A 24,299-nucleotide genomic window follows, 5' to 3' on the forward strand; every position below is an offset into this window, starting at 1 on the left:
ATTATAGGGAGTTATTTCAGGCTGACAAGTTAAAAATACAAAAAACTTATCAAGCGATTACTTTTCAGACAATGAAGCTATTTTTGCCTGGTTTTCAAACAAAAACGAGCCCCGCAGGGCTCGTTTATTGTCGTTTTGTGACTTACTGCACTGCCACAATACGATCGTCATTCACTTCCAGACGAATCGTTTTGCCTGGAATCAGCTCACCAGACAAGATTTGCTGTGCCAGTGGGTTTTCGATCTGCTGCTGGATAGCACGTTTCAATGGACGTGCGCCGTATACAGGATCATAACCATTCACACTCAGCAATTTAAGCGCTTCGTCAGAGATGTGGATTTCATAACCACGCTCTTCCAGACGTTTGTACAGACGCTGCAGTTGGATCTGAGCAATAGAAGCAATGTGTTTCTCACCCAACGGATGGAATACAACAACCTCATCTATACGGTTGATGAATTCCGGGCGGAAGTTCTGGCTCACAACGCCCAGCACCATATCTTTCATATGGCTGTAATCCAGCTCGCCGAAACGCTCCTGAATCAGATCAGAGCCCAGGTTCGAGGTCATAATGACAACCGTATTACGGAAATCGACCGTTCTCCCCTGCCCGTCAGTCAAACGACCATCGTCAAGCACCTGCAGCAGAATGTTGAAGACATCCAGATGCGCTTTTTCCACTTCATCCAGCAGAATGACCGAATAAGGGCGACGACGCACCGCTTCCGTCAGGTACCCACCTTCTTCATAACCGACATATCCCGGAGGCGCACCGACCAGGCGAGATACAGAATGTTTCTCCATAAACTCGGACATATCGATACGCACCATCGCATCGTCACTGTCGAACATAAAGTTCGCCAGTGCTTTGCACAGCTCGGTTTTACCGACACCGGTTGGCCCCAGGAACAAGAAGGAACCAATCGGACGATTCGGATCGGACAATCCTGCACGGCTACGACGGATGGCGTTAGATACCGCTTCTACCGCTTCGTTCTGACCAATCACGCGGCTGTGCAGATCCTGTTCCATCCGCAACAATTTTTCCCGCTCGCCTTCCAACATACGGGCCACCGGGATACCGGTCCAGCGCGCCAGCACCTCGGCGATTTCTGCATCCGTCACTTTATTACGCAGCAGACGCATAGTTTTACCTTCAGACTGGGTTGCAGCTTCCAGCTGTTTTTCCAGTTCCGGAATTTTGCCGTACTGCAGTTCAGACATGCGCGCCAGGTCGCCGACGCGACGCGCCTGTTCGATAGCAATTTTTGCCTGTTCCAGCTCTGCCTTGATGGTTTGCGTTCCAGAGAGGGACGCTTTTTCAGCTTTCCACTCTTCTTCTAACTCTGAATACTGGCGCTCTTTGTCGTCCAGTTCTTCATTAAGCATATCAAGACGTTTTTTACTCGCCTCATCAGACTCTTTCATTAATGCCTGCTGTTCCAGTTTGAGCTGGATGATGCGGCGGTCGAGTCTGTCGAGTTCCTCCGGCTTGGAGTCAATCTGCATACGGATGCTGGACGCTGCTTCATCGATAAGGTCGATAGCTTTATCCGGCAACTGACGGTCAGCAATATAGCGATGAGACAGCGTGGCTGCCGCAACAATCGCCGGGTCAGTAATCTGCACATGGTGATGCAGCTCGTAACGCTCTTTCAGGCCGCGCAGAATGGCGATGGTGTCTTCTACTGATGGCTCAGCCACAAACACTTTCTGGAAACGACGTTCCAGCGCCGCATCTTTTTCGATGTACTGGCGGTATTCATCAAGCGTGGTGGCCCCTACGCAGTGCAGCTCCCCGCGCGCCAGCGCCGGTTTAAGCATGTTACCGGCGTCCATCGCGCCATCGGCTTTACCTGCACCGACCATAGTATGCAACTCATCGATAAACAGAATGACGTTGCCTTCCTGTTTCGAGAGATCGTTGAGCACACCTTTTAAACGTTCTTCAAACTCACCGCGATACTTCGCCCCGGCCACCAGCGCGCCCATATCCAGCGCCAGCACGCGACGACCTTTTAACCCTTCAGGTACTTCACCGTTAATGATTCGCTGTGCCAGCCCTTCGACGATAGCGGTTTTACCAACGCCTGGCTCACCTATCAAAACAGGGTTGTTTTTAGTACGACGTTGCAGCACCTGAATAGTGCGGCGAATTTCTTCATCACGACCGATAACCGGATCGAGCTTGCCTTGTTCGGCACGTTCGGTCAGGTCGACGGTATATTTTTTCAAGGCCTGACGTTGGTCTTCAGCCCCCTGGTCATTCACGCTTTCACCTCCACGCATTTGTTCAATTGCCTGAGTGATATTGGCGGTTGTCGCTCCTGCGGATTTTAATAAATCGGTCAGCGTACCGCGCGACTCAAGCGCTGCCAGAACAAACAGTTCTGACGAAATGAAATTGTCTCCACGTTTTTGCGCCAGCTTGTCGCAAAGATTCAGTGCACGCACCAGATCCTGAGAAGGCTGAACATCACCACCGGTACCTTCTACCTGTGGTAAACGGCTCAATGCCTGATCAATCGCTGTGCGTAACTGGCCAGCATTAATGCCAGCGGACGTTAACAAAGGGCGAACCGATCCCCCTTCCTGATTCAGCAAGGCGCTCATTAGATGAAGTGGTTCGATAAATTGGTTGTCGTGCCCCAGTGCGAGTGACTGGGCATCGGCAAGAGCAAGCTGGAATTTATTGGTAAGACGATCCAGACGCATAACTCCTCCCATAACAGGTCAAAATTGCTACTGGAGATTAAATGAGGTCATCCCTCAATTATTCAAGGTGAATGACCTGAATTATGTGAAAAGAAAATTACACGTACCGGATCGTCTTGATTCTTTAGGTTATATCAGCCAAATAAAACTTGCCATACGACCCGTGGTATTGTCGCGACGATAAGAGAAGAACGTCTCACTTTCGCTGAAGGTGCAATGGTCGCCACCGTAGACGTTCTCAACCCCCACATTTGCCAGACGTTGACGTGCAAGCTGATAGATATCCGCCAGATATTTTTCACCACGCGGCACAAATGCACTGTCAGCGTGCGGATCTTTTGCCATAAACGCGGTGCGAACTTCTGCACCTACCTCAAACGCGATCGGACCAATCGCCGGCCCTAACCAGGCAATAATGTTTTCCGGTTTATCGGCAAAGCACGCCACCGTTTCTTCCAGCACACCTTCACATAACCCGCGCCAGCCCGCATGGGCCGCCGCCACTTCTGTTCCAGCACGATTACAAAACAGCACCGGCAGACAGTCCGCCGTCATCACCGCGCATACGGTGCCTGGCGTATTGCTGTAGGACGCATCTGCACGTTTAGATAAGTATGGCCCGCCGCTTAATTTCAGGACGTCTTTACCGTGTACCTGTTCAAGCCAGATGGGTTTCGAAGGCAGATTGCCCGCAGCAAACAGCCGCTTGCGGTTCTCTTCCACATGCTCCGGGTTATCGCCACAATGGGCCCCCAGGTTCAGCGAATCATAAGGCGACTGGCTAACGCCGCCAATGCGGGTAGAACTACAGGCCGCGACACCCTGAGGTATCGGCCACTGCGGGACAATTAGCTTACTCATAGCCAGGCAACATCATCCTTATGCTCTTCAAAATCAGCGCGCATCACTTCAATAAGCTCCACCATATCTTGCGGAATCGGCGCATGCCATTCCATCTCAATACCGGAAATCGGGTGATACAAACGCAACATGGTCGCGTGCAGTGCCTGACGGTCAAACTTACGCAGCACGGAGATAAACTCGTCAGAAGCGCCTTTCGGTGGGCGTGGACGACCACCGTAGACCTGATCGCCCACCAGCGGATGGGTGATATGCGCCATGTGCACGCGGATCTGGTGCGTACGTCCGGTTTCCAGACGCAACCGCAGACGCGTGTGCACACGGAAATGCTCCATAATGCGATAGTGCGTTACCGCAGGTTTCCCCATTGGATGCACTGACATATGCGTACGTTTGGTTGGATGACGGCTGATCGGTTCTTCGACCGTACCGCCCGCGGTCATATGGCCAATCGCCACAGCTTCATACTCGCGAGTGATTTCGCGCAGCTGCAATGACTCGACCAGGCGCGTTTGCGCCGGAACCGTTTTTGCCACAACCATAAGTCCGGTTGTGTCTTTATCCAGACGGTGCACAATACCGGCTCGTGGGACATCCGCAATTGGCGGGTAGTAATGCAGCAACGCATTCAAAACCGTACCATCAGGATTACCCGCGCCCGGATGTACCACCAGATCACGTGGTTTGTTGATGACAAGAATGTCGTCATCTTCATAAACGATATCCAGCGGGATATCCTGAGCTTCAAAACGAACCTCTTCATCAATTTCAGCATTGATGGAGACACGCTCTCCACCTAATACTTTTTCTTTCGGCTTATCGCAAAGATTGCCATTTACCAGTACGCGCTGGTCGAGGATCCATTCTTTTATGCGCGATCGCGAATAATCAGGGAACAATTCGGCCAAAGCCTGATCTAAGCGTTGACCAAGCTGATTTTCGGAGACTGTTGCGGTGAGTTCTACTCGTTGTGCCATAAACTGCTTCTTCGTTTAACGTTGGGTTTTACGGCTTTGCCGTTTAATATAGTGTGCTATTGTAGCTGGTCTTAACCGGGAGCAGGAACAGAGAATCTCCCGTATTACATTTTGAGGAAAGTCAAAACGTCATGACGCGCATGAAATATCTGGTGGCAGCAGCCACGTTGAGCCTGTTTTTGGCGGGTTGCTCTGGTTCAAAGGAAGAGGTGCCCGATAATCCGCCAAATGAAATCTACGCGACTGCTCAGCAAAAGCTGCAGGACGGTAACTGGAAACAGGCAATAACGCAATTGGAAGCGTTGGATAACCGTTATCCATTTGGACCGTATTCTCAGCAGGTGCAATTAGATCTCATCTACGCCTACTACAAAAACGCCGATCTGCCACTTGCTCAGGCTGCCATCGATCGTTTTATTCGTCTGAACCCGACTCACCCGAACATTGATTATGTCATGTACATGCGTGGCCTGACCAATATGGCGCTGGACGATAGCGCGCTGCAAGGATTCTTTGGCGTCGATCGTAGCGATCGCGATCCACAGCATGCCCGAGCTGCGTTTAATGATTTTTCCAAACTGGTACGTGGTTATCCGAACAGCCAGTACACAACCGATGCCACTAAGCGTCTGGTGTTCCTGAAAGATCGTCTGGCGAAGTATGAATACTCTGTTGCTGAGTACTATACCGCCCGTGGCGCATGGGTTGCAGTCGTGAACCGTGTGGAAGGTATGCTGCGTGACTATCCGGATACCCAGGCAACGCGTGATTCCCTGCCGTTGATGGAAAACGCTTATCGCCAAATGCAGATGAATGCCCAGGCAGAAAAAGTAGCGAAAATCATTGCCGCTAACAGCAGCAACACCTGATTGACCTCAGAATGCAAAACGGCAGCCTCTGGGCTGCCGTTTTTTTATCCGTTAACGCCACAACTGAAGCGGTTTAGCTGCGACGCATCCTATCAAATATGGCCTGCTTTCAGGTATTCCTCAAGTAAAAAATCGCCTGTTCCTGCGGTGCCTCACAAAAAGGTTTTCTTGACAAAAAGCGACAAAATAATGTGATCCAAATCACACATTTTGACATTGGGAACGGTATGCTGGAATCACCAAGACGGGAAAGACAAGAGGTAAAATTTATGACAATGAACATTACCAGTAAACAAATGGAAATTACTCCGGCAATTCGCCAGCATGTCGCAGACCGTCTCGCCAAACTAGAAAAATGGCAAACTCATCTGATTAATCCACATATCATTCTGTCTAAGGAGCCACAGGGTTTCATTGCTGATGCCACCATCAACACCCCGAATGGACATCTGGTCGCCAGCGCAAAACACGAGGATATGTACACCGCCATTAACGATTTGATCAACAAGCTGGAACGGCAGCTCAATAAAGTGCAGCACAAAGGCGAAGCCCGTCGTGCAACAACTTCAGTAAAAGACGCCAACTTCGTCGAAGCAGAAGAAGAGTAGTCCCTTACATTGAGTGTATCGCCAACGCGCCTTCGGGCGCGTTTTTTGTTGACAGGGTGAAAACAGTACGGGTACTTTACTGACGTAGCCAAAGGAAAATCACATGAAACTTGTCCCGTTCTTCTTCGCATTCTTTTTTACCTTCCCCTGAATGGGAGGCGTTTCGTCGTGTGATAAAGAATGCGAAGACGAACAATAAGGCCTCCCACACCGGGGGGCCTTTTTTATTGATAACAAGAAAGGCAACACTATGACATCGGAAAACCCATTACTGGCGCTGCGAGAAAAGATCAGCTCGCTGGATGAAAAATTACTGGCCCTGCTGGCAGAACGACGTGGTCTGGCGGTAGAAGTTGGCAAAGCCAAGTTGCTGTCTCATCGCCCGGTACGCGATATTGATCGGGAACGCGACCTGCTCGACCGTTTGATTCAGCTTGGTAAAGCACATCATCTTGATGCCCACTACATCACGCGCCTGTTCCAGCTGATTATCGAAGACTCCGTCCTGACCCAGCAGGCGCTCCTTCAGCAGCATCTGAACAAGATCAACCCGCACTCCGCTCGTGTTGCCTTCCTGGGACCAAAAGGGTCTTACTCACACCTTGCAGCACGTCAGTACGCCGCACGTCATTTTGAGCAGTTTATTGAAAGCGGCTGCGCGAAATTTGCCGATATCTTTAATCAGGTTGAAACCGGACAGGCAGACTACGCGGTAGTGCCTATTGAAAACACCAGTTCCGGTGCGATTAATGATGTTTACGATCTGCTGCAGCACACCAGCCTGTCTATCGTTGGCGAGATGACCATTACGATTGACCACTGTGTCCTGGTGTCTGGCACGACGGATCTCGCGACCATTGAAACGGTATACAGCCATCCGCAGCCGTTCCAGCAGTGCAGCAAGTTCCTGAACCGCTACCCGCACTGGAAGATTGAGTACACCGAAAGCACTTCAGCGGCGATGGAAAAAGTTGCGCAGGCTAACTCGCCCCGCGTGGCGGCGCTGGGGAGCGAAGCCGGAGGCGTACTGTATGGTTTGCAGGTGCTTGAACACATTGAAGCTAACCAGACGCAAAACATCACCCGCTTCGTGGTGCTGGCGCGTAAAGCAATCAATGTTTCCGACCAGGTTCCGGCGAAAACCACGTTGCTGATGGCGACGGGACAACAGGCCGGCGCGCTGGTTGAAGCGCTGCTGGTACTGCGTAACCATAATCTGATTATGACCAAGCTGGAATCACGCCCGATTCACGGCAATCCGTGGGAAGAGATGTTTTACCTCGATATCCAGGCCAACCTGGAATCACCCCAAATGCAAAAAGCCCTGAAGGAGTTGGGGGAGATTACGCGTTCGATGAAAGTATTGGGATGTTATCCGAGTGAAAACGTGGTGCCGGTCGACCCGAGCTAACGTGACAATGCCGGATGGCGCTACGCTTATCCGGCCTACAATTCAGGCGATTTTTGTAGGCCGAGAAGGCGAAGCCGCCATCCGGCATCTTGCTTATTGACGGCTATCGTTAGCCTGGCGCAACAGGGTGCGACTTTCACTCTGGAAGCGCTGCGCATAGTCGCCAAACCAGTGTTCCACCTTACGGAAACTGTCGATAAAAGCCTGCTTATCACCCTGTTCCAGCAAACCAATCGCTTCGCCAAAACGTTGGTAATAACGTTTGATGAGCGCAAGATTACTCTCTGACGACATAATAATATCGGCATAGAGCTGAGGGTCCTGGGCAAACAGACGACCAACCATTGCCAGTTCAAGACGGTAAATAGGTGAAGAAAGAGCCAGCAACTGCTCCAGTTGCACATTCTCCTCCGCTAAATGTAGCCCGTAAGCAAATGTCGCAAAGTGGCGTAGCGCCTGGATGAACGCCATATTCTGGTCGTGCTCAACGGCGCTAATCCGATGCAATCTCGCGCCCCAAACCTGAATCTGCTCAAGGAACCACTGATAGGCTTCCGGCTGTCGCCCATCACACCAAACCACGACCTGTTTTGCCAGGCTGCCGCTGTCCGGACCAAACATCGGGTGTAAACCCACAACCGGACCGTCGTGTGCCGCCAGCATCGCCTGCAGAGGACCATTTTTCACCGAGGCCAGATCGACCAGAATACAGTCAGACGGTAGACGCGGTAATTTCGCGATTACCTGTTCAGTAACGTGGATCGGCACACTGACGATCACCATGCCCGCATCGGCGACGATCTCAGTGGCGCGATCCCAGTCCTGCTGTTCCAGGATCCGCACCTGATAGCCAGACAGCGTCAGCATCTTCTCGAACAGCCGTCCCATCTGCCCGCCACCGCCGACGATCACCACCGGACGCAAAGAAGGACAAAGCGTCTTAAAGCCTTTGTCATTCTCACTGGAATATGACTCGCGCATAACCCGACGCAATACATCTTCGATCAGGTCTGGCGGCACCCCCAGCGCTTCAGCTTCTGCGCGGCGGGAAGCCAACATCGAGGCTTCCCGCTCGGGTACGTAGATCGGCAGCCCAAAGCGGCTTTTGACTTCACCGACTTCGGCAACCAGCTCCAGACGGCGTGCCAATAAATCCAGCAACGCCTTATCAACTTCATCAATTTGATCGCGTAGTGCGGTCAATTCAGCAACCATACCAACCTCTTATGCTACACGCGCCGTCAGCTGGCCGTTTAAATCATTGCTAATTTCACGCAGTAGCGCATCCGTCATTTCCCAGCTAATGCAGGCATCAGTTACGGAGACACCGTATTTCATTTCGCTACGCGGCTGTTCGGAGGACTGGTTGCCTTCGTGAATATTACTTTCAATCATCAAGCCGATGATTGAGCGATTGCCATCTTTGATTTGGGCGATCACAGATTCAGCCACGGCTGGCTGGCGACGGTAATCTTTATTGGAATTACCATGACTGCAATCTACCATCAGAGAAGGTCGTAGTCCTGCCTGCTCCATCTCTTTTTCGCACTGGGCGACATCCGCCGGGCTGTAGTTAGGCGCTTTACCACCGCGCAGGATCACGTGACCATCTGGGTTACCCTGAGTTTGCAGCAGTGCAACCTGCCCCGCCTGGTTAATACCCACAAAGCGGTGTGATTGTGCTGCGGCGCGCATAGCGTTAATCGCTGTCGCCAGGCTCCCATCTGTACCATTCTTAAAACCAACCGGCATGGAAAGACCTGAAGCCATTTCACGATGCGTCTGTGATTCAGTGGTACGCGCACCGATAGCTGACCAGCTAAACAGATCACCCAGGTATTGCGGGCTGTTTGGATCTAACGCTTCTGTTGCCAGCGGTAGCCCCATATTCACCAATTCAAGCAGCAACTGACGCGCAATTTTCAGACCCGCTTCAACATCAAAAGAGCCATCCATATGAGGATCGTTAATCAACCCTTTCCAGCCGACGGTGGTACGGGGTTTTTCAAAATAGACGCGCATCACCAGGTAGAGGCTATCGCTGACCTCTTCGGCAAGGGCTTTAAATCGACGAGCGTACTCAATAGCCGCTTCAGGATCGTGAATCGAGCATGGACCACACACCACCAGCAGTCGCGGGTCACGGCCAGAGATAATGTCTGAAATGGTTTTACGCGACTGGGCGATTTGCGCCTCCTGTGCGAGGCTCAGCGGAAATTCCGCTTTAAGCTGCTCTGGGGTCATCAGAACCTGTTCGTCGGTAATGTGTACGTTGTTCAGCGCGTCTTTTTGCATGATGGTGATCCTGTTTAGCTCGTTTGCGATAGTTTTCCTCAGCGAGGAGGTAATCACGATAACACAATAGGTAAAGATTTCAATCCACATTCCGTAAATTTTTATTTACAGCAAGCAATTTTTCAGCAAAAACACTGCAAGATACCGTACATTTAAATTTACATCACTCTATATATGAATCCGCTATGCTTTAAAAAAACGGGGAGAACAGGCAATGAAGCAACTCATCTGTACCTTATTTGTATTATTTCTCAGCGGATGTCAGATAGATCCCTATACTTTCTCCCCGACCTGGACAGGTACCGACTGGTTTGATGCCGGGATTCAGGATGCCATTTCAGGCCATGTCGTTAAAGATAACGAGACACTTGCCGACAACTACAATGATCCAGAGGTCGATCGCGCCCAATATCTTAAGGGGTACGCCGAAGGACAAAGGAAAACCTGTCAGCAGGACTTTGTGTACGCGAGAGGATTGACCGGCAAAACCTTCCCTGCCAGTTGCGACACGGTTGACAATGTCAGCCAGTTACATGAAGCATGGCAAAAAGGAACAAACGAAGGTGCAGCCTCGACAAGGTTAAATTAAACAAGAGCTTAAATTTTATAAATTAATGAGATTTAGCTTAAATACTCAATGCGCTCATTCCAGGAATAATGACGCCCTGGGAAAATAATGTTATTTTGTTGCAAACAATCTTGAATGTATATCGACGCATTACGGCAAACGCTGGTAGGTACCTATTCATGAGCTTTTCTTACCGACTCATACTTCTACTGGCACTGCTTCTGACCGGATTACCTCTGTACGCTCACAGCGTTACGGAAGAGGCAAAATCTGTGCGCTCTATGGTTTCCGGTATCGTCAGTTATACACGCTGGCCAGCACTTTCAGGGCCACCAAAACTGTGTATATTCTCTTCTTCACGCTTTTCCAGCGTGCTGGAAGATACCGGTGCAGGAGCACTACCCTATCTTCCTGTCATCATTCATACGGAACAAGAAGTTTTAGTTGCGCAGTGTGATGGTTTTTATTTTGGCAAAGAAAGCCCTACATATCAGGCGGAGCTAAAGAATAAATATCCTACTAAGGCATTGTTATTAATTGCCGAACAGAATCCCGAATGCGTTATTGGCAGCGCTTTTTGCCTCATAATTAAAGATGAAGACGTGAGATTTTCCGTAAATATGGATTCCCTGTCACGCAGCGGTGTAAGGGTGAGTCCAGACGTATTGATGCTTGCGCGGAATAAAAAGCATGAATAAGGGTCCTTCTCCCATAAAACGCCCAACGTTTAAGCGGACGCTGCGGCGTATCAGCATCGTCAGCGTACTGGTAACCATGACGCTGATTTGGCTGCTGCTTAGCATTTCGTCTGTGCTGGCTTTGAAACAATACGCACAAAAAAACCTGGATCTCACGGCTGCAACCATGACCCGCACGCTCGAAGCTGCATTAGTCTTTTCGGATAGCGTCGCTGCGTCGGAAACGCTGGCGGCACTGGGACAGCAAGGGCAATTTTCAGTTGCAGAAGTCCGCAATCAAAAGCAGAAAGTGATCGCCACCTGGCGCTATGACGCGCAGGATACCACTGACAAAATCAGCAGTATCATCAGCCACTGGCTGTTTCCGCAACCGGTGACTCAGCCCATTTTGCACAATGGCGACGTTATCGGTGAGGTGCGCCTGATTGCCCGCGATAGCGTTATTAGCCATTTCATTTATTTGTCGCTGGCTGTTCTTACCGGATGCATTTTACTGGCATCGGGTATTGCATTAATGCTTACTCGTTATTTACACAATGGCGTCGTGGACGCCCTGCAAAATATTACTGAAGTGGTACATGATGTTCGTACCAATCGAAATTTCTCACGGCGCGTATCTGAAGAGCGGATTGAAGAATTTCATCTGTTTGCGCAGGACTTTAATAGCCTGCTGGATGAGATGGAAGAGTGGCAACTACGTCTGCAGGCAAAGAATGCCCAACTGTTGCGTACCGCGCTACATGACCCTTTAACCGGTCTTGCGAACCGTGCCGCATTTCGTAGCAGCATTAACGCACTGATGAACGACGACGCGGCCCACAGCAGCTCTGCGTTGTTATTCCTTGATGGCGATAATTTTAAATTTATTAATGATACCTGGGGACACGCTGCGGGCGATCGTGTCCTGATTGAAGTCGCAAAAAGGCTGGCCGAATTTGGTGGTAATCGGCATCACCCATACCGACTTGGCGGCGATGAATTTGCCATGGTGCTTTACAGCGTCCATTCTGAATACGAAGTTCAACGTATCTGCGCGGCGTTGTCGCAAGAGTTTACTCGACCTTTTGACCTGCATAACGGTCATCTGGCAAGCATGACACTCAGTATTGGTTTTGCGCTGACGTGGGAACATGCCTCTGCCGAGAAATTACAAGAACTTGCCGATCACAATATGTATCAGGCTAAAAATTTGCGTTCTCAACGCATTATTAAAAAATAAGGAATTACACACATGCTAAAACGTTTATTATCCCCGTTCATTCTCATCATGCTGATTCTGGCAGGCTGTCAGGCACCTCAGGGGAAATTTACCCCAGAGCAAATTGCAGCGATGAAATCGTACGGATTCACTGAAGCTTCAGGAGACTGGTCTCTGGGTTTGTCTGACACCATCCTGTTTGACAAAAACGACTATAAACTCCGCCCTGAAAGTGAAAAGCAAATCCAGGAAATGGCGTCCAAACTGGCTGCGACCGGGTTAAACCATGCTCGTCTGGATGGTCACACCGATAACTATGGTGAGGACAGCTACAACGAAGCTCTGTCGCTCAAACGCGCCAATGTGGTTGCAGACGCCTGGGCTCAGGGTGCCAATATTCCACGCACTAACCTGACAACCCAAGGGCTCGGGAAGAAATACCCGCTTGCCAGCAACCAAACTTCAAAAGGCCGTGCCGAAAACCGCCGCGTTGCGGTAGTCATCAGTACACCTTAATCATAACCAGGCTGGCTGCGCTAACAGAGAATACGACGTACTGAACTCGCGCAGTCAGTCGATTGCAATAACGAACGCCCCTGCCTCACACGACTCAACACCTCGCCGCTAACGTAACAATCACCTTCCCGTTAAGCCTTAAACGACCCAAAATCAATTTACCCGGCTAACCGCTGGCATAGGCGTTCTGTCGGTATAAAAAAAGGGGCCAGCCAAATGGCCAGCCCCTTCTATCAGGATGTCGCCTGAGCGATATCTTAGTTAAGACGCTCTTTGATACGAGCAGACTTACCAGTACGCTCACGCAGGTAGTACAGTTTAGCTTTACGAACAGCACCACGACGTTTAACAGCAATGCTGTCAACTACCGGAGAGTGAGTCTGGAAGACACGCTCAACGCCTTCGCCGTTGGAAATTTTACGAACAGTGAATGCAGAGTGCAGACCGCGGTTACGAATAGCGATAACCACGCCCTCGAATGCCTGCAGACGTTTTTTGGAACCTTCAACAACCCATACTTTCACTTCCACGGTATCACCCGGACGGAAGGAAGGTACGTCCTGCTTCATCTGTTCTTGTTCAAGTTGCTTAATAATGTTGCTCATAATTTAATCTCTTATCCTGGGTAAACTGATATTGGGGGCTTACGCCTGCCCATCATGTTTATGTTGCTGTTGTGCGTGTTCCTTTTTGAACTCCGCCAGCAACCTTGCTTGCTCTTCAGTCAGAGCCAGGTTTTCCAGAAGTTCAGGTCTTCTAAGCCAGGTCCGGCCCAGCGACTGCTTCAAACGCCAGCGACGTATCTCAGCGTGGTTTCCCGACAGTAATACCGCCGGTACCTCCATCTGTTCTAACACTTCAGGTCGGGTATAGTGTGGGCAGTCCAGCAACCCGTCAGCAAACGAATCTTCGATTGCTGATGCTTCATGACCCAGTACGCCCGGAATAAACCGGGAAACGGAGTCGATCAGCGTCATTGCCGGTAACTCACCACCGCTGAGGACGTAATCGCCGATTGACCATTCTTCATCAATTTCGGTTTGAATCACGCGCTCATCTATTCCTTCATAGCGACCGCACACCAGAATCAACTTTTGATTCGTTGCCAGTTCGCTAACGCCCGCTTGATCAAGCTTGCGTCCCTGAGGTGACAGATAAATCACCTTTGCGCCTTCACCAGCCGCAGCTTTTGCTGCATGAATGGCATCCCGTAAAGGTTGCACCATCATTAACATCCCCGGTCCGCCGCCGTAAGGACGATCGTCCACGGTACGGTGCCGGTCATGCGTAAAGTCACGAGGACTCCAGCTCTGGATGTTCAGCAGGCCATTTTTTACTGCCCGGCCAGTTACCCCGTAATCGGTAATTGCACGGAACATTTCTGGAAACAGGCTAACGATACCTATAAACACAAGCCAATCCCCATAACGCCGACTTTTACCGTTTATCCGGTGGTTTAAAAACCAGGATCCCAATCTACTTCGATAGTACGAGTAGCGAGATCGACTTTCTTGATAACCTGCCCATCGAGGAACGGTACTAAACGTTCCTTGATACCAAACGCATCTTTCAGGTTTGCCTTAATGACGATTACGTCATTCGATCCGGTTTCCATCATATCGACGACTTTTCCGAGATCGTAGCCTTCAGTGGTCACTACCTGGCAGCCCATAAGGTCTTTCCAGTAGTAGGAACCGTCTTCCAGCGCAGGCAACTGCGAGGAATCCACGACAATTTCACAATTAGTCAGTAGATTCGCCGAATCACGATCGTCAACGCCTTTCAGCTTGATGATCAGATCCTGATTGTGGTGCTTCCAGCTTTCCAGCTGTACTTGCTGCCACTGACCCGCCTTCTGGATAAACCAGGGCTGATAGTCAAAAATGCTTTCGGCGTCTTCAGTGGAAGAAAACACTCTGAGCCAACCACGGATACCGTAAGAAGACCCCATTTTCCCCAAAACGATGGGTTCCACGGGTGCCTGTGCGGCGAGTTGCTTGCTCATCATGACCACCGTGACAGATTAAGCTGCTTTGTTTGCTGCTTTGATCAGCGTAGCTACGCGATCAGAAATAGTCGCGCCCTGGCCAACCCAGTGAGCGATGCGATCCAGATCCAGGCGAGTGCCTTCTTCTTTTTCGCTAGCGATCGGGTTAAAGAAGCCAACGCGCTCGATGAAGCGACCGTTGCGTGCATTACGGCTGTCAGTGACAACAACCTGGTAGAACGGACGCTTTTTAGCGCCGTGACGAGCTAAACGAATAGTTACCATAACATCCTCTTGTGTGAATAAAACACCGGGCCCCATCGAGGGAAGGGACCCGGTGTCATATTAAAAGCCCGAAAATTTTACTGATTTCTGAGAAAAAAGCAATCAACAGTTAATAACTCTGCCGTAGAAGGCCGTCGGCGGCGCAGCAAGTTCGGTGCCGGCGTGCGCGCAGCCACCGCAGCGTACACGCCGTACGTGAGGATGGCGAGCACACCCCGGTGCCGAAATAGCCAGTGAGCCAGGCCGGAAAAATTAGCGCCCAGGGAAGCCAGGCGGCATCATGCCCTTCATATTCCGCATCATCTTCGCCATTCCGCCCTTCTTCATTTTCTTCATCATGCGCTGCATGTCGTCGAACTGTTTCAGAAGACGGTTAACGTCCTGTACCTGCATCCCGCAGCCCAGTGCGATACGGCGTTTGCGGGAGCCTTTGATGATTTCCGGCTTAGCGCGTTCTTTCATCGTCATCGAGTTGATGATGGCTTCCATACGCACCAGCACTTTATCGTCCATCTGCGATTTCACGTTGTCGGGGATCTGCCCCATACCCGGCAGCTTGCCCATCAGGCTGGCCATGCCGCCCATGTTTTTCATCTGCTTAAGCTGTTCAAGGAAATCGTTCAGATCGAAGCCGTCGCCTTTTTTCAGCTTGCTGGCTAATTTCTCTGCCTGTGCACGGTCAACTTTGCTTTCGATATCTTCGATCAGCGACAGCACGTCACCCATGCCGAGAATACGTGAGGCAATCCTGTCCGGATGGAACGGCTCCAGCGCTTCCGTTTTCTCACCAACACCGAGGAATTTAATCGGCTTACCGGTGATATGACGAATAGACAATGCCGCACCGCCACGGGCGTCACCGTCGACTTTAGTCAGTACCACACCGGTCAGCGGCAGTGCTTCGTTAAACGCTTTCGCAGTATTCGCAGCATCCTGACCGGTCATGGCATCGACAACAAACAGCGTTTCTACCGGATTGATAGACGCGTGGACCTGTTTGATTTCGTCCATCATCGCTTCATCAACGTGCAGACGACCGGCGGTATCCACCAGTAGCACGTCGTAGAATTTGAGCTTAGCTTCTTTCAGCGCGGCATTAACGATATCAATCGGCTTCTGACCGACGTCAGACGGGAAGAAGTCCACACCGACCTGTTCGGCCAACGTTTCCAGCTGTTTGATCGCCGCCGGGCGATAGACGTCGGCAGAGACCACCAGCACTTTCTTCTTGTGCTTCTCGCGCAGGAATTTACCCAGCTTACCGACGCTGGTGGTTTTACCCGCACCCTGCAGGCCCGCCATCAGCACCACAGCCGGTGGCTGTGCCGCCAGGTTTAGCGTCTGGTTCTCTTCGCCCATCGCCGAAACCAGTTCGCTACGAACGATTTTGACGAACTCCTGACCCGGGGTCAGGCTCTTGTTAACTTCGTGACCAACCGCTTTCTCTTTTACGCGATTGATAAACTCACGCACTACCGGCAGCGCAACGTCAGCCTCCAGCAGCGCCATGCGCACTTCGCGCAGCGTCTCTTTAACGTTGTCTTCAGTAAGGCGTCCACGGCCACTGATATTGCGCAGCGTGCGCGACAAACGATCGGTTAAATTATCAAACATTGTCTCTCGCCTGGGGTGGAAACGGTCGGTCGCAACAGCGACACATCAACAGAAATTTGTCGCAGTATAACATGAAGCCGCCTTTGTTGTTATGCAACGGTTGGAGCAGCGGTCACGTAACGCTATACTGCTTTTCTTTATCACTGGCCAACTGTCGACACCCATATGCCCGTTTTTGCTCTGTTAGCCCTTGTCGCCTATTCCGTCAGCCTTGCGCTGATCGTTCCCGCCCTGCTGCAAAAAAACAGCGGCTGGCGGCGTATGGCTATTCTTTCTGCGGTTATCGCGCTGGTCTGTCACGCGTTTGCCCTGGAAGCACGTATTCTGCCAGGTGGTGAAAGCGGACAAAACCTGAGCCTGCTGAACGTCGGTTCTCTGGTTAGCCTGATGATCTGTACCGTCATGACCATTGTGGCCTCGCGCAACCGCGGCTGGCTATTGCTGCCGATCGTGTATGCCTTTGCATTAATCAATCTGGCATGCGCTACGTTTATGCCCAACGAATACATCACCCACCTTGAAGCCACACCGGGCATGATGATTCACATCGGGCTATCGCTCTTATCCTATGCCACCTTAATCATTGCCGCGCTGTATGCGCTGCAGCTGGCATGGATCGATTATCAGCTCAAAAATAAAAGACTGGCGTTCAACAATGAAATGCCGCCATTGATGAGCATTGAGCGCAAAATGTTTCATATCACCCAGATAGGCGTGGTTCTGCTGACGCTGACGCTGTGTACTGGCCTGTTTTATATGCACAACCTGTTCAGCACAGAAAATATTGATAAAGCCGTTCTGTCTATCGTGGCATGGTTTGTCTATATCGTTCTGCTGTGGGGACATTACCATGAAGGCTGGCGCGGACGTCGTGTCGTCTGGTTTAACGTCGCAGGCGCAGGCATTCTGACGCTGGCCTATTTCGGCAGCCGCATCTTGCAGCAGTTTGTGAGTTAAGTCTTTTAAGGAACCTACGTGGAACACATCTCCACCACCACGCTTATTGTTACGCTTCTCATCATGGTGGTTATTTCCGCCTATTTTTCCGGTTCCGAAACCGGAATGATGACCCTGAACCGCTACCGTCTGCGACACCGGGCAAAACAGGGAAATCGTCAGGCAAAACGCGTTGAGAAATTACTTCGTAAGCCCGACCGTCTGATAAGCCTGGTCCTCATTGGCAACAACCTGGTGAATATACTGGCCTCAGCGCTCGGAACCATTGTCGGTATGCGTCTGTATGGCGATGCGGGCGTGGCAATCGCCACCGGGGTTCTGACCTTTGTGGTACTGGTATTTGCTGAAGTATTGCCCAAAACCATTGCCGCGCTGTATCCAGAAAAAGTGGCCTATCCCAGCAGCGTGTTGTTAGCGCCACTGCAAATACTGATGATGCCGCTTGTCTGGTTACTGAATACCATCACGCGTCTGCTGATGCGTATGATGGGTATCAAAACGGATATTGTGGTGAGCGGTTCGCTGAGTAAAGATGAACTACGAACGCTGGTGAATGAATCGCGCTCGCAAATCTCTCGCCGTAACCAGGATATGCTCCTGTCCGTGCTGGACCTGGAAAAAGTCAGCGTCGATGACATTATGATCCCGCGTAACGAAATCATCGGTATCGATATTAACGATGACTGGAAATCAATCGTCCGCCAACTTTCGCACTCCCCGCACGGGCGTATCGTGTTGTACCGCGACTCGCTGGACGATGCCATCAGTATGCTGCGTGTCCGTGAAGCGTGGCGACTCATGGCCGAGAAAAAGGAGTTCACTAAAGAGACCATGCTCCGCGCCGCCGACGAGATCTACTTTGTCCCGGAAGGCACCCCGCTCAGCACTCAGTTGATCAAATTTCAGCGTAATAAGAAGAAGGTCGGCCTGGTGGTCAACGAATATGGCGATATTCAGGGGTTGGTCACCGTTGAAGATATTCTGGAGGAGATTGTCGGTGACTTCACCACGTCAATGTCCCCGACGCTTGCCGAAGAAGTCACGCCACAGAATGACGGCTCAGTGATTATTGATGGCAGCGCCAACGTTCGTGAAATCAATAAGGCCTTTAACTGGCATTTGCCGGAAGATGATGCGCGAACGGTAAACGGTATTATCCTTGAAGCACTGGAAGAGATCCCCGTTGCCGGCACGCGAGTGCGCATTGGTCAGTACGATATCGATATTCTCGACGTACAGGACAATATGATTAAGCAGGTGCAGGTATTGCCGGTCAAACCGCTTCGCGAGAGCGTATCTGACCAGTGAGGATAATCCAGACCGGGTAACGCCTCTGCACTACCCGGTCTGAAGCTGATTAGCTTTTAGCTTTCGCGACGGAAACCATCGCCGCGCGAATGGTACGTCCATTCAGGGTATAGCCTTTCTGCATTACCATCAGTACGTTACCGGCAGCAACTTCATCAGACTCAACCATGGCAATCGCCTGATGCACGTTCGGGTCCATCGGCACATCGATATCCGCAACCACCTGCACGCCAAACTTCGCCACGACATCCAGCATCGACTTACGGGTCAGTTCAATACCTTCAACCATCGCCGCCATCGCGTCATTATCTTTGTTCGCCACTTCCAGCGCGCGGTCCAGGCTATCCAGCACCGGCAGCAGTTCGTTGACGAATTTTTCCAGCGCGAACTTATGCGCTTTTTCTACGTCCAGTTCAGTACGACGACGCAGGTTTTCCATTTCCGCTTTGATACGCAACACGCTGTCACGCTCGCGCGTTTCAGCTTCTGCAAGCTGAGCCTCCAGATTCGCAATCTTTTCATCGCGCGGATCCACCTGCTCAGCAGAAGCGTCTGATTCAACCGCCTCAACTTCTTCGTGCTGATCCATGATAATTTCTTCCGGGGCTTGCCCCTCAGGCGTTTTCTGTTCTTTACTACTCATGAATTTCTCCGCGTTTTTTCGCATTCATCTCGCTAACTTGGCTTATTATGGGGATCAGATTCAGGGATTCAAGGGAAGTACTCACATTGTCACCAATCTTCGTTACAAGGACCTCGAGAAAATGAACAAACATTTCAAGTGTATTGGCATTGTGGGGCATCCACGTCACCCTACTGCACTTACGACACATGAAATGCTCTACCGCTGGTTATGCACGAAAGGTTACGAGGTTATCGTGGAGCAACAAATCGCCCATGAGCTCCAACTGAAAAATGTGCAGACCGGTACGCTGGCAGAGATTGGTCAACAGGCGGACCTCGCGGTGGTTGTCGGCGGTGACGGCAATATGCTTGGGGCCGCTCGCACGCTTGCGCGTTACGACATCAAGGTCATCGGGATTAACCGCGGCAACCTCGGTTTTCTGACCGATCTTGACCCGGACAATGCCCAACAGCAATTGGCAGATGTACTGGAAGGTCATTATATCAGCGAAAAGCGTTTTCTACTTGAAGCACAGGTCTGCCAACAGGATTGCCAAAAGCGTATCAGCACTGCTATCAATGAAGTGGTATTGCACCCAGGCAAAGTTGCGCACATGATTGAATTTGAAGTCTATATAGATGAAATCTTTGCCTTCTCTCAGCGTTCAGACGGACTGATTATCTCCACACCAACCGGGTCTACCGCCTACTCGCTGTCTGCCGGAGGCCCCATTCTCACCCCTTCCCTGGATGCCATTACGCTGGTACCGATGTTCCCACATACACTCTCCGCGCGCCCGCTGGTGATTAACAGCAACAGCACGATTCGCCTGCGCTTCTCGCACCGCCGTAATGACCTGGAGATCAGCTGCGACAGCCAGATTGCCTTACCTATACAGGAAGGTGAAGACGTATTGATTCGTCGCTGTGATTATCACCTGAATCTGATTCACCCCAAAGATTACAGCTATTTCAACACATTAAGCACTAAGTTAGGCTGGTCAAAAAAATTATTCTAATTTAACGCCAACCTCTTTACTGTATAAAAAACCAGTTTATACTGTATGTAATCACAGTTATGGTTTTTCATACAGGAAAACAACTATGTTGGCACAACTGACCATCAGCAATTTTGCTATCGTTCGTGAACTGGAGATTGATTTCCAAAGCGGAATGACCGTCATCACTGGCGAGACCGGTGCGGGTAAATCCATTGCCATTGATGCTCTCGGGTTGTGTCTGGGCGGGCGGGCGGATGCCGACATGGTGCGCACAGATGCCACACGCGCCGATCTGTGCGCGCGTTTCTCTTTAAAAGACACCCCTGCGGCGCTACGCTGGCTGGAAGAGAACCAGCTTGAAGATGGTCGTGAGTGTTTGTTACGCCGCGTAATCAGCAGCGACGGCCGTTCCCGCGGCTTTATCAACGGCACTGCCGTTCCCCTGTCACAGCTTCGCGAACTGGGTCAGTTGCTTATTCAAATCCATGGCCAGCACGCGCATCAGCTCCTGACAAAATCGGAACACCAAAAGTCCCTGCTTGATGGTTACGCTAATGAAGCGTCCCTGATTCAGGAAATGTCCGCACGCTACCAGTTATGGCATCAGAGCTGCCGTGATCTGGCCCATCATCAGCAACAAAGCCAGGAACGCGCTGCCCGGGCGGAACTGTTGCAATATCAGTTAAAAGAGCTGAACGAATTCAACCCCCAGGCGGGCGAGTTTGAGCAAATTGATGAAGAGTACAAGCGTCTGGCTAACAGCGGGCAGTTGCTCACCACCAGCCAGCAAGCGCTGGCTATCATGGCCGATGGCGAAGACATTAACCTGCAAAGCCAGTTATACACAGCCAAACAGCTGGTCAGCGAACTGGCGGGCATGGACGGCAAGCTCTCCGGCATTCTGGACATGCTGGAAGAAGCGACTATTCAGCTCAGCGAAGCCAGCGACGAACTGCGACACTATTGCGATCGCCTGGATTTAGACCCTAACCGTTTGTTCGAGCTTGAACAGCGAATTTCTAAGCAAATCTCGCTGGCGCGTAAGCATCACGTCGCCCCTGAAGCATTGCCACAGTTTTACCAGTCCCTGCTTGATGAGCAACAGCAGCTTGACGATCAGGCTGACTCGCTCGAAACTTTAGCCCTGGCGGTAAACACGCACCACCAGCAGGCGCTGGAAACGGCAAAAATATTGCACCGCCAGCGCCAGCATTACGCTCAGGAATTGGGGCAACTCATCACTGAAAGTATGCATGCACTCTCAATGCCGCACGGTCTCTTTTGCATCGATGTGAAGTTTGATGAACACCATCTGAGCATGGACGGAGCCGATCGCATTGAGTTCAAAGTCACCACGAACCCGGGCCAACCGTTGCAGCCGATTGCGAAAGTCGCTTCTGGTGGGGAACTGTCGCGTATCGCACTGGCCATTCAGGTGATTACCGCGCGTAAAATGGAAACTCCTGCGCTGATTTTCGATGAAGTTGACGTTGGTATCAGTGGTCCGACGGCAGCGGTTGTGGGTAAGCTACTGCGCCAGTTGGGTGAATCAACCCAGGTGATGTGCGTCACCCACTTGCCGCAGGTTGCGGGTTGCGGTCATCAGCATTTCTATGTCAGCAAGGAAACGGACGGCGCAATGACTGAAACACATATGCAGGCGCTTGATAAACGCGCACGGCTACAGGAGCTCGCACGCTTACTTGGCGGTAGCGAAGTAACGCGTAATACCCTCGCGAATGCAAAAGAACTGCTGGCAGCATAAACTTTTTTACCTTGCTAAGGTCTGAGTTCAACATAAAATCGCCGACTGACCTGACACCAAAAGGTTTTAAAGTGGTGAAAGGTCTATTATCATCGGCATATTACATATGAGCCGCGTACTGCTCGGGCCCGAAAAGGAATCAAATCACTATGCGCTGTAAAACGCTGACTGCTGCTGCAGCAGTACTACTGATGTTGACCGCAGGCTGTTCCACTCTGGAGCGAGTGGTTTACCGCCCAGACATCAACCAGGGAAACTATCTGACACCTACTGATGTCGCTAAAGTACGGACGGGGATGACGCAACAACAGGTTGCTTATGCTCTGGGTACACCAATGATGTCCGATCCGTTTGGCACCAATACCTGGTTTTATGTGTTCCGTCAGCAGCCAGGGCATGAAGGTGTGACGCAGCAAACGCTGACGCTGACCTTTAACAGCAGTGGTGTATTGACCAATATTGATAACAAACCTGCCCTGACCGACAAACAGTAGGTTTAAGAGATCAAAAAAAAGGTGCTCAATGAGCACCTTTTTTAATGTTTGTTATTTTTTAGCAGATTTCTCTGCTCGCTGCCTGCGCAGCTCTTTCGGGTCAGCAATCAACGGCCGATAGATTTCCACCCGATCGCCATCATGTACGACATCAGCAAGCTTCACCGGACGGCTGTAGATGCCCACCTTATTTTTGCTGAGATCGATATCAGTACGGAGTTCCAGCAGCCCGGAAGCGCGAATCGCTTCTTCGACGGTTGCGCCCTGCGGCAACGTCACGCGCTGTAGATACTGTTTCTCCGGTAGCGCGTACGCGACTTCAACGACAATCTTAGCCGACACTGACACTGTAAACCTCTTTTGCGCGAACCGTGAAGGCCTGCACCATATTCGACGCCAGCTCTTTAAAGATACGGCCAAATGCCAGTTCAATCAGTTTATTCGTGAACTCAAAATCAAGATGAAATTCAATACGACACGCTTCCTGGCTCAGCGGCGTAAACTTCCAGCCGCCAATGAGTTTTTTGAACGGTCCATCGACCAGATGCATGAGGATGCTCTGGTTACTGGTCAGCTGATTTCGCGTGGTGAACGTTTTGCTAATCCCTGCTTTAGAAACATCCACAGCCGCTGTCATCTGCCCCGGAGTCGACTCCAGGACACGGCTTCCGGTGCAACCCGGTAAAAACTGAGGATAGGATTTAACATCATTCACTAACTGATACATCTGTTCCGCACTGTAAGGTACTAAAGCGGTCCGGCTAATCTGAGGCATAACAATTTCCATCAATATCAATCGTGCAAATAATACCATTTATCATCCGCTAAAAAAAACGCTATAGCCCAACTCGTGCTAAGATAGCGCCTTGCGCCCCGCTGGATGAAATGGGGTGTTTTTCAATTCCAGATTACCTATACTGAGCGGCATTATGACGAAGAAAAAAGCACACAAACCTGGCTCAGCCACAATCGCGCTCAACAAGCGCGCACGACACGAATACTTTATTGAAGAAGAGTTCGAGGCTGGACTCGCACTGCAAGGCTGGGAAGTCAAATCCCTGCGCGCAGGAAAGGCCAATATTGGCGATAGCTATGTCATTCTCAAAGATGGCGAAGCGTTCCTGTTTGGCGCCAACTTCACGCCGATGGCCGTTGCCTCAACGCACGTCGTGTGTGACCCTACCCGCACCCGTAAGCTTCTGTTAAACCAACGCGAACTTGACTCCTTATATGGACGCATGAATCGTGACGGTTACACCGTCGTGGCACTTTCGCTGTACTGGAAGAATGCCTGGTGCAAAGTCAAAATTGGCGTCGCAAAAGGGAAGAAACAGCACGACAAGCGTTCCGATGTCAAAGAACGTGAGTGGCAGTTGGACAAAGCTCGTATTATGAAAAATGCAGGTCGATAAATCCCCCTCTCAGCGGCCAGTCTCTCATCATGAGGCTGGCCCTTATTGTTTAGTTATTGAAACCCATCCATTACATTCACCAAAATTATAGTTTTTACACCGCTGAATCGTTCAAACCGAAAATAGTCTTTCCAT

Annotated in this window: 27 protein-coding genes and 1 other annotated feature; of the genes, 14 read left to right on the forward strand and 13 right to left on the reverse strand. The window is 50.9% G+C overall.

The genetic code is table 11. From position 1 onward, the window contains the following. Positions 1–142: 142 nt before the first annotated feature. From clpB to rluD, 3 genes are all read right to left on the reverse strand, one after another. The gene (gene clpB, locus FDX19_RS16005) at positions 143–2,716 is read right to left on the reverse strand and encodes an ATP-dependent chaperone ClpB (RefSeq protein ID WP_137383483.1); all 2,574 of its coding nucleotides are present in this window, start codon (positions 2,714–2,716) and stop codon (positions 143–145) included. 129 nt (positions 2,717–2,845) lie between these two features. After that, positions 2,846–3,577, reverse strand: coding sequence for a purine nucleoside phosphorylase YfiH (gene yfiH / locus FDX19_RS16010; RefSeq protein ID WP_137383484.1), 732 nt, complete (start codon positions 3,575–3,577; stop codon positions 2,846–2,848). Further along, the gene (gene rluD, locus FDX19_RS16015; RefSeq protein WP_005130415.1) at positions 3,574–4,554 is read right to left on the reverse strand and encodes a 23S rRNA pseudouridine(1911/1915/1917) synthase RluD; all 981 of its coding nucleotides are present in this window, start codon (positions 4,552–4,554) and stop codon (positions 3,574–3,576) included. Before rluD ends, yfiH begins: the two co-directional genes overlap by 4 nt. A 131-nt stretch (positions 4,555–4,685) precedes the next feature. On the opposite strand from rluD, the gene bamD reads away from it, so the two are divergent. The 4 genes from bamD to pheA all read left to right on the forward strand — a co-directional run bounded on the left by bamD (position 4,686) and on the right by pheA (position 7,442). Further along, on the forward strand, positions 4,686–5,423 hold the full coding sequence (bamD, locus tag FDX19_RS16020; RefSeq protein ID WP_137383485.1) for an outer membrane protein assembly factor BamD: 738 nt from the start codon (positions 4,686–4,688) through the stop codon (positions 5,421–5,423). 269 nt (positions 5,424–5,692) lie between these two features. Beyond that, positions 5,693–6,031 (forward strand): ribosome-associated translation inhibitor RaiA, encoded by a 339-nt coding sequence (gene raiA / locus FDX19_RS16025; RefSeq protein ID WP_003031244.1) that lies wholly within the window; start codon positions 5,693–5,695, stop codon positions 6,029–6,031. A gap of 102 nt (positions 6,032–6,133) precedes the next feature. Beyond that, positions 6,134–6,259: a sequence feature (Phe leader region), on the forward strand. Further along, entirely contained in the window at positions 6,135–6,182 is a 48-nt protein-coding gene (gene pheL, locus FDX19_RS16030; protein ID WP_100250063.1) for a pheA operon leader peptide PheL, read from the forward strand. Its footprint overlaps the feature before it by 48 nt. 22 nt (positions 6,260–6,281) lie before the next feature. Further along, the gene (gene pheA / locus FDX19_RS16035) at positions 6,282–7,442 is read left to right on the forward strand and encodes a bifunctional chorismate mutase/prephenate dehydratase (RefSeq protein WP_137383486.1); all 1,161 of its coding nucleotides are present in this window, start codon (positions 6,282–6,284) and stop codon (positions 7,440–7,442) included. 93 nt (positions 7,443–7,535) lie between these two features. On the opposite strand, the gene tyrA is transcribed toward pheA, so the two are convergent. Both tyrA and aroF read right to left on the reverse strand, forming a co-directional pair. After that, the gene (gene tyrA / locus FDX19_RS16040; protein WP_137383487.1) at positions 7,536–8,657 is read right to left on the reverse strand and encodes a bifunctional chorismate mutase/prephenate dehydrogenase; all 1,122 of its coding nucleotides are present in this window, start codon (positions 8,655–8,657) and stop codon (positions 7,536–7,538) included. A gap of 9 nt (positions 8,658–8,666) precedes the next feature. Beyond that, positions 8,667–9,737 carry a 3-deoxy-7-phosphoheptulonate synthase AroF gene (aroF, locus tag FDX19_RS16045; RefSeq protein ID WP_137383488.1) on the reverse strand — a complete coding sequence of 357 codons (1,071 nt, stop codon included), beginning with the start codon at positions 9,735–9,737 and terminating at the stop codon, positions 8,667–8,669. Between the two features lie 214 nt (positions 9,738–9,951). Here aroF and FDX19_RS16050 point away from each other — a divergent pair, with 214 nt between their 5' ends. The 4 genes from FDX19_RS16050 (at position 9,952) to FDX19_RS16065 (ending at position 12,717) form a co-directional block, all read left to right on the forward strand. Continuing rightward, entirely contained in the window at positions 9,952–10,326 is a 375-nt protein-coding gene (locus FDX19_RS16050; RefSeq protein WP_137383489.1) for a DUF2799 domain-containing protein, read from the forward strand. Between the two features lie 158 nt (positions 10,327–10,484). Continuing rightward, positions 10,485–11,003 (forward strand): YfiR family protein, encoded by a 519-nt coding sequence (locus FDX19_RS16055; protein ID WP_137383497.1) that lies wholly within the window; start codon positions 10,485–10,487, stop codon positions 11,001–11,003. Continuing rightward, positions 10,996–12,222, forward strand: a complete 1,227-nt coding sequence (dgcN, locus tag FDX19_RS16060) for a diguanylate cyclase DgcN (RefSeq protein ID WP_137383490.1) — start codon at positions 10,996–10,998, stop codon at positions 12,220–12,222. The genes FDX19_RS16055 and dgcN overlap by 8 nt, the downstream gene beginning before the upstream one ends. A gap of 12 nt (positions 12,223–12,234) precedes the next feature. Then, positions 12,235–12,717, forward strand: coding sequence for an OmpA family protein (locus FDX19_RS16065; RefSeq protein WP_005130427.1), 483 nt, complete (start codon positions 12,235–12,237; stop codon positions 12,715–12,717). Between the two features lie 257 nt (positions 12,718–12,974). Here FDX19_RS16065 and rplS read toward each other — a convergent pair whose 3' ends face one another. The 5 genes from rplS to ffh form a co-directional block, all read right to left on the reverse strand. Next, positions 12,975–13,322 (reverse strand): 50S ribosomal protein L19, encoded by a 348-nt coding sequence (gene rplS / locus FDX19_RS16070; RefSeq protein WP_002914145.1) that lies wholly within the window; start codon positions 13,320–13,322, stop codon positions 12,975–12,977. Between the two features lie 39 nt (positions 13,323–13,361). Further along, positions 13,362–14,129 (reverse strand): tRNA (guanosine(37)-N1)-methyltransferase TrmD, encoded by a 768-nt coding sequence (trmD, locus tag FDX19_RS16075; RefSeq protein WP_003031232.1) that lies wholly within the window; start codon positions 14,127–14,129, stop codon positions 13,362–13,364. A gap of 44 nt (positions 14,130–14,173) precedes the next feature. After that, positions 14,174–14,722, reverse strand: coding sequence for a ribosome maturation factor RimM (gene rimM / locus FDX19_RS16080; protein ID WP_003031230.1), 549 nt, complete (start codon positions 14,720–14,722; stop codon positions 14,174–14,176). A gap of 18 nt (positions 14,723–14,740) precedes the next feature. Continuing rightward, the gene (gene rpsP / locus FDX19_RS16085; protein WP_003031228.1) at positions 14,741–14,989 is read right to left on the reverse strand and encodes a 30S ribosomal protein S16; all 249 of its coding nucleotides are present in this window, start codon (positions 14,987–14,989) and stop codon (positions 14,741–14,743) included. A gap of 252 nt (positions 14,990–15,241) precedes the next feature. Further along, positions 15,242–16,603: a signal recognition particle protein gene (gene ffh / locus FDX19_RS16090; RefSeq protein WP_048212938.1), complete on the reverse strand. Its 1,362-nt coding sequence runs from the start codon at positions 16,601–16,603 to the stop codon at positions 15,242–15,244. Between the two features lie 165 nt (positions 16,604–16,768). Here ffh and FDX19_RS16100 point away from each other — a divergent pair, with 165 nt between their 5' ends. After that, positions 16,769–17,560 (forward strand): inner membrane protein YpjD, encoded by a 792-nt coding sequence (locus FDX19_RS16100; protein WP_137383491.1) that lies wholly within the window; start codon positions 16,769–16,771, stop codon positions 17,558–17,560. 18 nt (positions 17,561–17,578) lie between these two features. After that, positions 17,579–18,868: an HlyC/CorC family transporter gene (locus FDX19_RS16105; RefSeq protein WP_005130434.1), complete on the forward strand. Its 1,290-nt coding sequence runs from the start codon at positions 17,579–17,581 to the stop codon at positions 18,866–18,868. Positions 18,869–18,917: 49 nt separating this feature from the next. Here the strand turns inward: FDX19_RS16105 and grpE are convergent, their stop codons facing one another. Further along, positions 18,918–19,511: a nucleotide exchange factor GrpE gene (gene grpE / locus FDX19_RS16110; RefSeq protein WP_048212941.1), complete on the reverse strand. Its 594-nt coding sequence runs from the start codon at positions 19,509–19,511 to the stop codon at positions 18,918–18,920. A gap of 121 nt (positions 19,512–19,632) precedes the next feature. Here grpE and nadK point away from each other — a divergent pair, with 121 nt between their 5' ends. The 3 genes from nadK (at position 19,633) to bamE (ending at position 22,752) form a co-directional block, all read left to right on the forward strand. Further along, positions 19,633–20,511 (forward strand): NAD(+) kinase, encoded by an 879-nt coding sequence (gene nadK, locus FDX19_RS16115; RefSeq protein ID WP_137383492.1) that lies wholly within the window; start codon positions 19,633–19,635, stop codon positions 20,509–20,511. An 85-nt stretch (positions 20,512–20,596) separates the two neighbouring features. Further along, positions 20,597–22,258, forward strand: a complete 1,662-nt coding sequence (gene recN / locus FDX19_RS16120; RefSeq protein ID WP_137383493.1) for a DNA repair protein RecN — start codon at positions 20,597–20,599, stop codon at positions 22,256–22,258. Between the two features lie 149 nt (positions 22,259–22,407). Beyond that, the gene (gene bamE / locus FDX19_RS16125) at positions 22,408–22,752 is read left to right on the forward strand and encodes an outer membrane protein assembly factor BamE (RefSeq protein ID WP_137383494.1); all 345 of its coding nucleotides are present in this window, start codon (positions 22,408–22,410) and stop codon (positions 22,750–22,752) included. A gap of 51 nt (positions 22,753–22,803) precedes the next feature. On the opposite strand, the gene FDX19_RS16130 is transcribed toward bamE, so the two are convergent. Both FDX19_RS16130 and ratA read right to left on the reverse strand, forming a co-directional pair. Further along, positions 22,804–23,094, reverse strand: coding sequence for an RnfH family protein (locus tag FDX19_RS16130; protein ID WP_137383498.1), 291 nt, complete (start codon positions 23,092–23,094; stop codon positions 22,804–22,806). Then, the gene (gene ratA / locus FDX19_RS16135; protein WP_040234063.1) at positions 23,084–23,527 is read right to left on the reverse strand and encodes a type II toxin-antitoxin system toxin RatA; all 444 of its coding nucleotides are present in this window, start codon (positions 23,525–23,527) and stop codon (positions 23,084–23,086) included. The genes FDX19_RS16130 and ratA overlap by 11 nt, the downstream gene beginning before the upstream one ends. A 154-nt stretch (positions 23,528–23,681) precedes the next feature. On the opposite strand from ratA, the gene smpB reads away from it, so the two are divergent. Continuing rightward, positions 23,682–24,164 (forward strand): SsrA-binding protein SmpB, encoded by a 483-nt coding sequence (smpB, locus tag FDX19_RS16140; protein ID WP_003031211.1) that lies wholly within the window; start codon positions 23,682–23,684, stop codon positions 24,162–24,164. Positions 24,165–24,299 lie beyond the last annotated feature (135 nt).

Origin of the sequence: Citrobacter sp. wls619, from assembly GCF_005281345.1 — a bacterium.
Classification (GTDB): Bacteria; Pseudomonadota; Gammaproteobacteria; order Enterobacterales; family Enterobacteriaceae; genus Citrobacter.

Bases quoted from the DNA above. Each gene is read 5' to 3' on its own strand.
- recN (WP_137383493.1), top strand. From the start codon at position 20,597: ATGTTGGCACAACTGACCATCAGCAATTTTGCTATCGTTCGTGAACTG.
- tyrA (WP_137383487.1), bottom strand. From the start codon at position 8,657: ATGGTTGCTGAATTGACCGCACTACGCGATCAAATTGATGAAGTTGAT.
- dgcN (WP_137383490.1), top strand. From the start codon at position 10,996: ATGAATAAGGGTCCTTCTCCCATAAAACGCCCAACGTTTAAGCGGACG.
- FDX19_RS16050 (WP_137383489.1), top strand. From the start codon at position 9,952: ATGAAGCAACTCATCTGTACCTTATTTGTATTATTTCTCAGCGGATGT.
- rplS (WP_002914145.1), bottom strand. From the start codon at position 13,322: ATGAGCAACATTATTAAGCAACTTGAACAAGAACAGATGAAGCAGGAC.
- rimM (WP_003031230.1), bottom strand. From the start codon at position 14,722: ATGAGCAAGCAACTCGCCGCACAGGCACCCGTGGAACCCATCGTTTTG.
- FDX19_RS16055 (WP_137383497.1), top strand. From the start codon at position 10,485: ATGAGCTTTTCTTACCGACTCATACTTCTACTGGCACTGCTTCTGACC.
- ffh (WP_048212938.1), bottom strand. From the start codon at position 16,603: ATGTTTGATAATTTAACCGATCGTTTGTCGCGCACGCTGCGCAATATC.
- raiA (WP_003031244.1), top strand. From the start codon at position 5,693: ATGACAATGAACATTACCAGTAAACAAATGGAAATTACTCCGGCAATT.
- clpB (WP_137383483.1), bottom strand. From the start codon at position 2,716: ATGCGTCTGGATCGTCTTACCAATAAATTCCAGCTTGCTCTTGCCGAT.
- bamD (WP_137383485.1), top strand. From the start codon at position 4,686: ATGACGCGCATGAAATATCTGGTGGCAGCAGCCACGTTGAGCCTGTTT.
- FDX19_RS16065 (WP_005130427.1), top strand. From the start codon at position 12,235: ATGCTAAAACGTTTATTATCCCCGTTCATTCTCATCATGCTGATTCTG.
- rluD (WP_005130415.1), bottom strand. From the start codon at position 4,554: ATGGCACAACGAGTAGAACTCACCGCAACAGTCTCCGAAAATCAGCTT.
- yfiH (WP_137383484.1), bottom strand. From the start codon at position 3,577: ATGAGTAAGCTAATTGTCCCGCAGTGGCCGATACCTCAGGGTGTCGCG.
- smpB (WP_003031211.1), top strand. From the start codon at position 23,682: ATGACGAAGAAAAAAGCACACAAACCTGGCTCAGCCACAATCGCGCTC.
- aroF (WP_137383488.1), bottom strand. From the start codon at position 9,737: ATGCAAAAAGACGCGCTGAACAACGTACACATTACCGACGAACAGGTT.
- bamE (WP_137383494.1), top strand. From the start codon at position 22,408: ATGCGCTGTAAAACGCTGACTGCTGCTGCAGCAGTACTACTGATGTTG.
- nadK (WP_137383492.1), top strand. From the start codon at position 19,633: ATGAACAAACATTTCAAGTGTATTGGCATTGTGGGGCATCCACGTCAC.
- grpE (WP_048212941.1), bottom strand. From the start codon at position 19,511: ATGAGTAGTAAAGAACAGAAAACGCCTGAGGGGCAAGCCCCGGAAGAA.
- FDX19_RS16100 (WP_137383491.1), top strand. From the start codon at position 16,769: ATGCCCGTTTTTGCTCTGTTAGCCCTTGTCGCCTATTCCGTCAGCCTT.
- ratA (WP_040234063.1), bottom strand. From the start codon at position 23,527: ATGCCTCAGATTAGCCGGACCGCTTTAGTACCTTACAGTGCGGAACAG.
- rpsP (WP_003031228.1), bottom strand. From the start codon at position 14,989: ATGGTAACTATTCGTTTAGCTCGTCACGGCGCTAAAAAGCGTCCGTTC.
- pheA (WP_137383486.1), top strand. From the start codon at position 6,282: ATGACATCGGAAAACCCATTACTGGCGCTGCGAGAAAAGATCAGCTCG.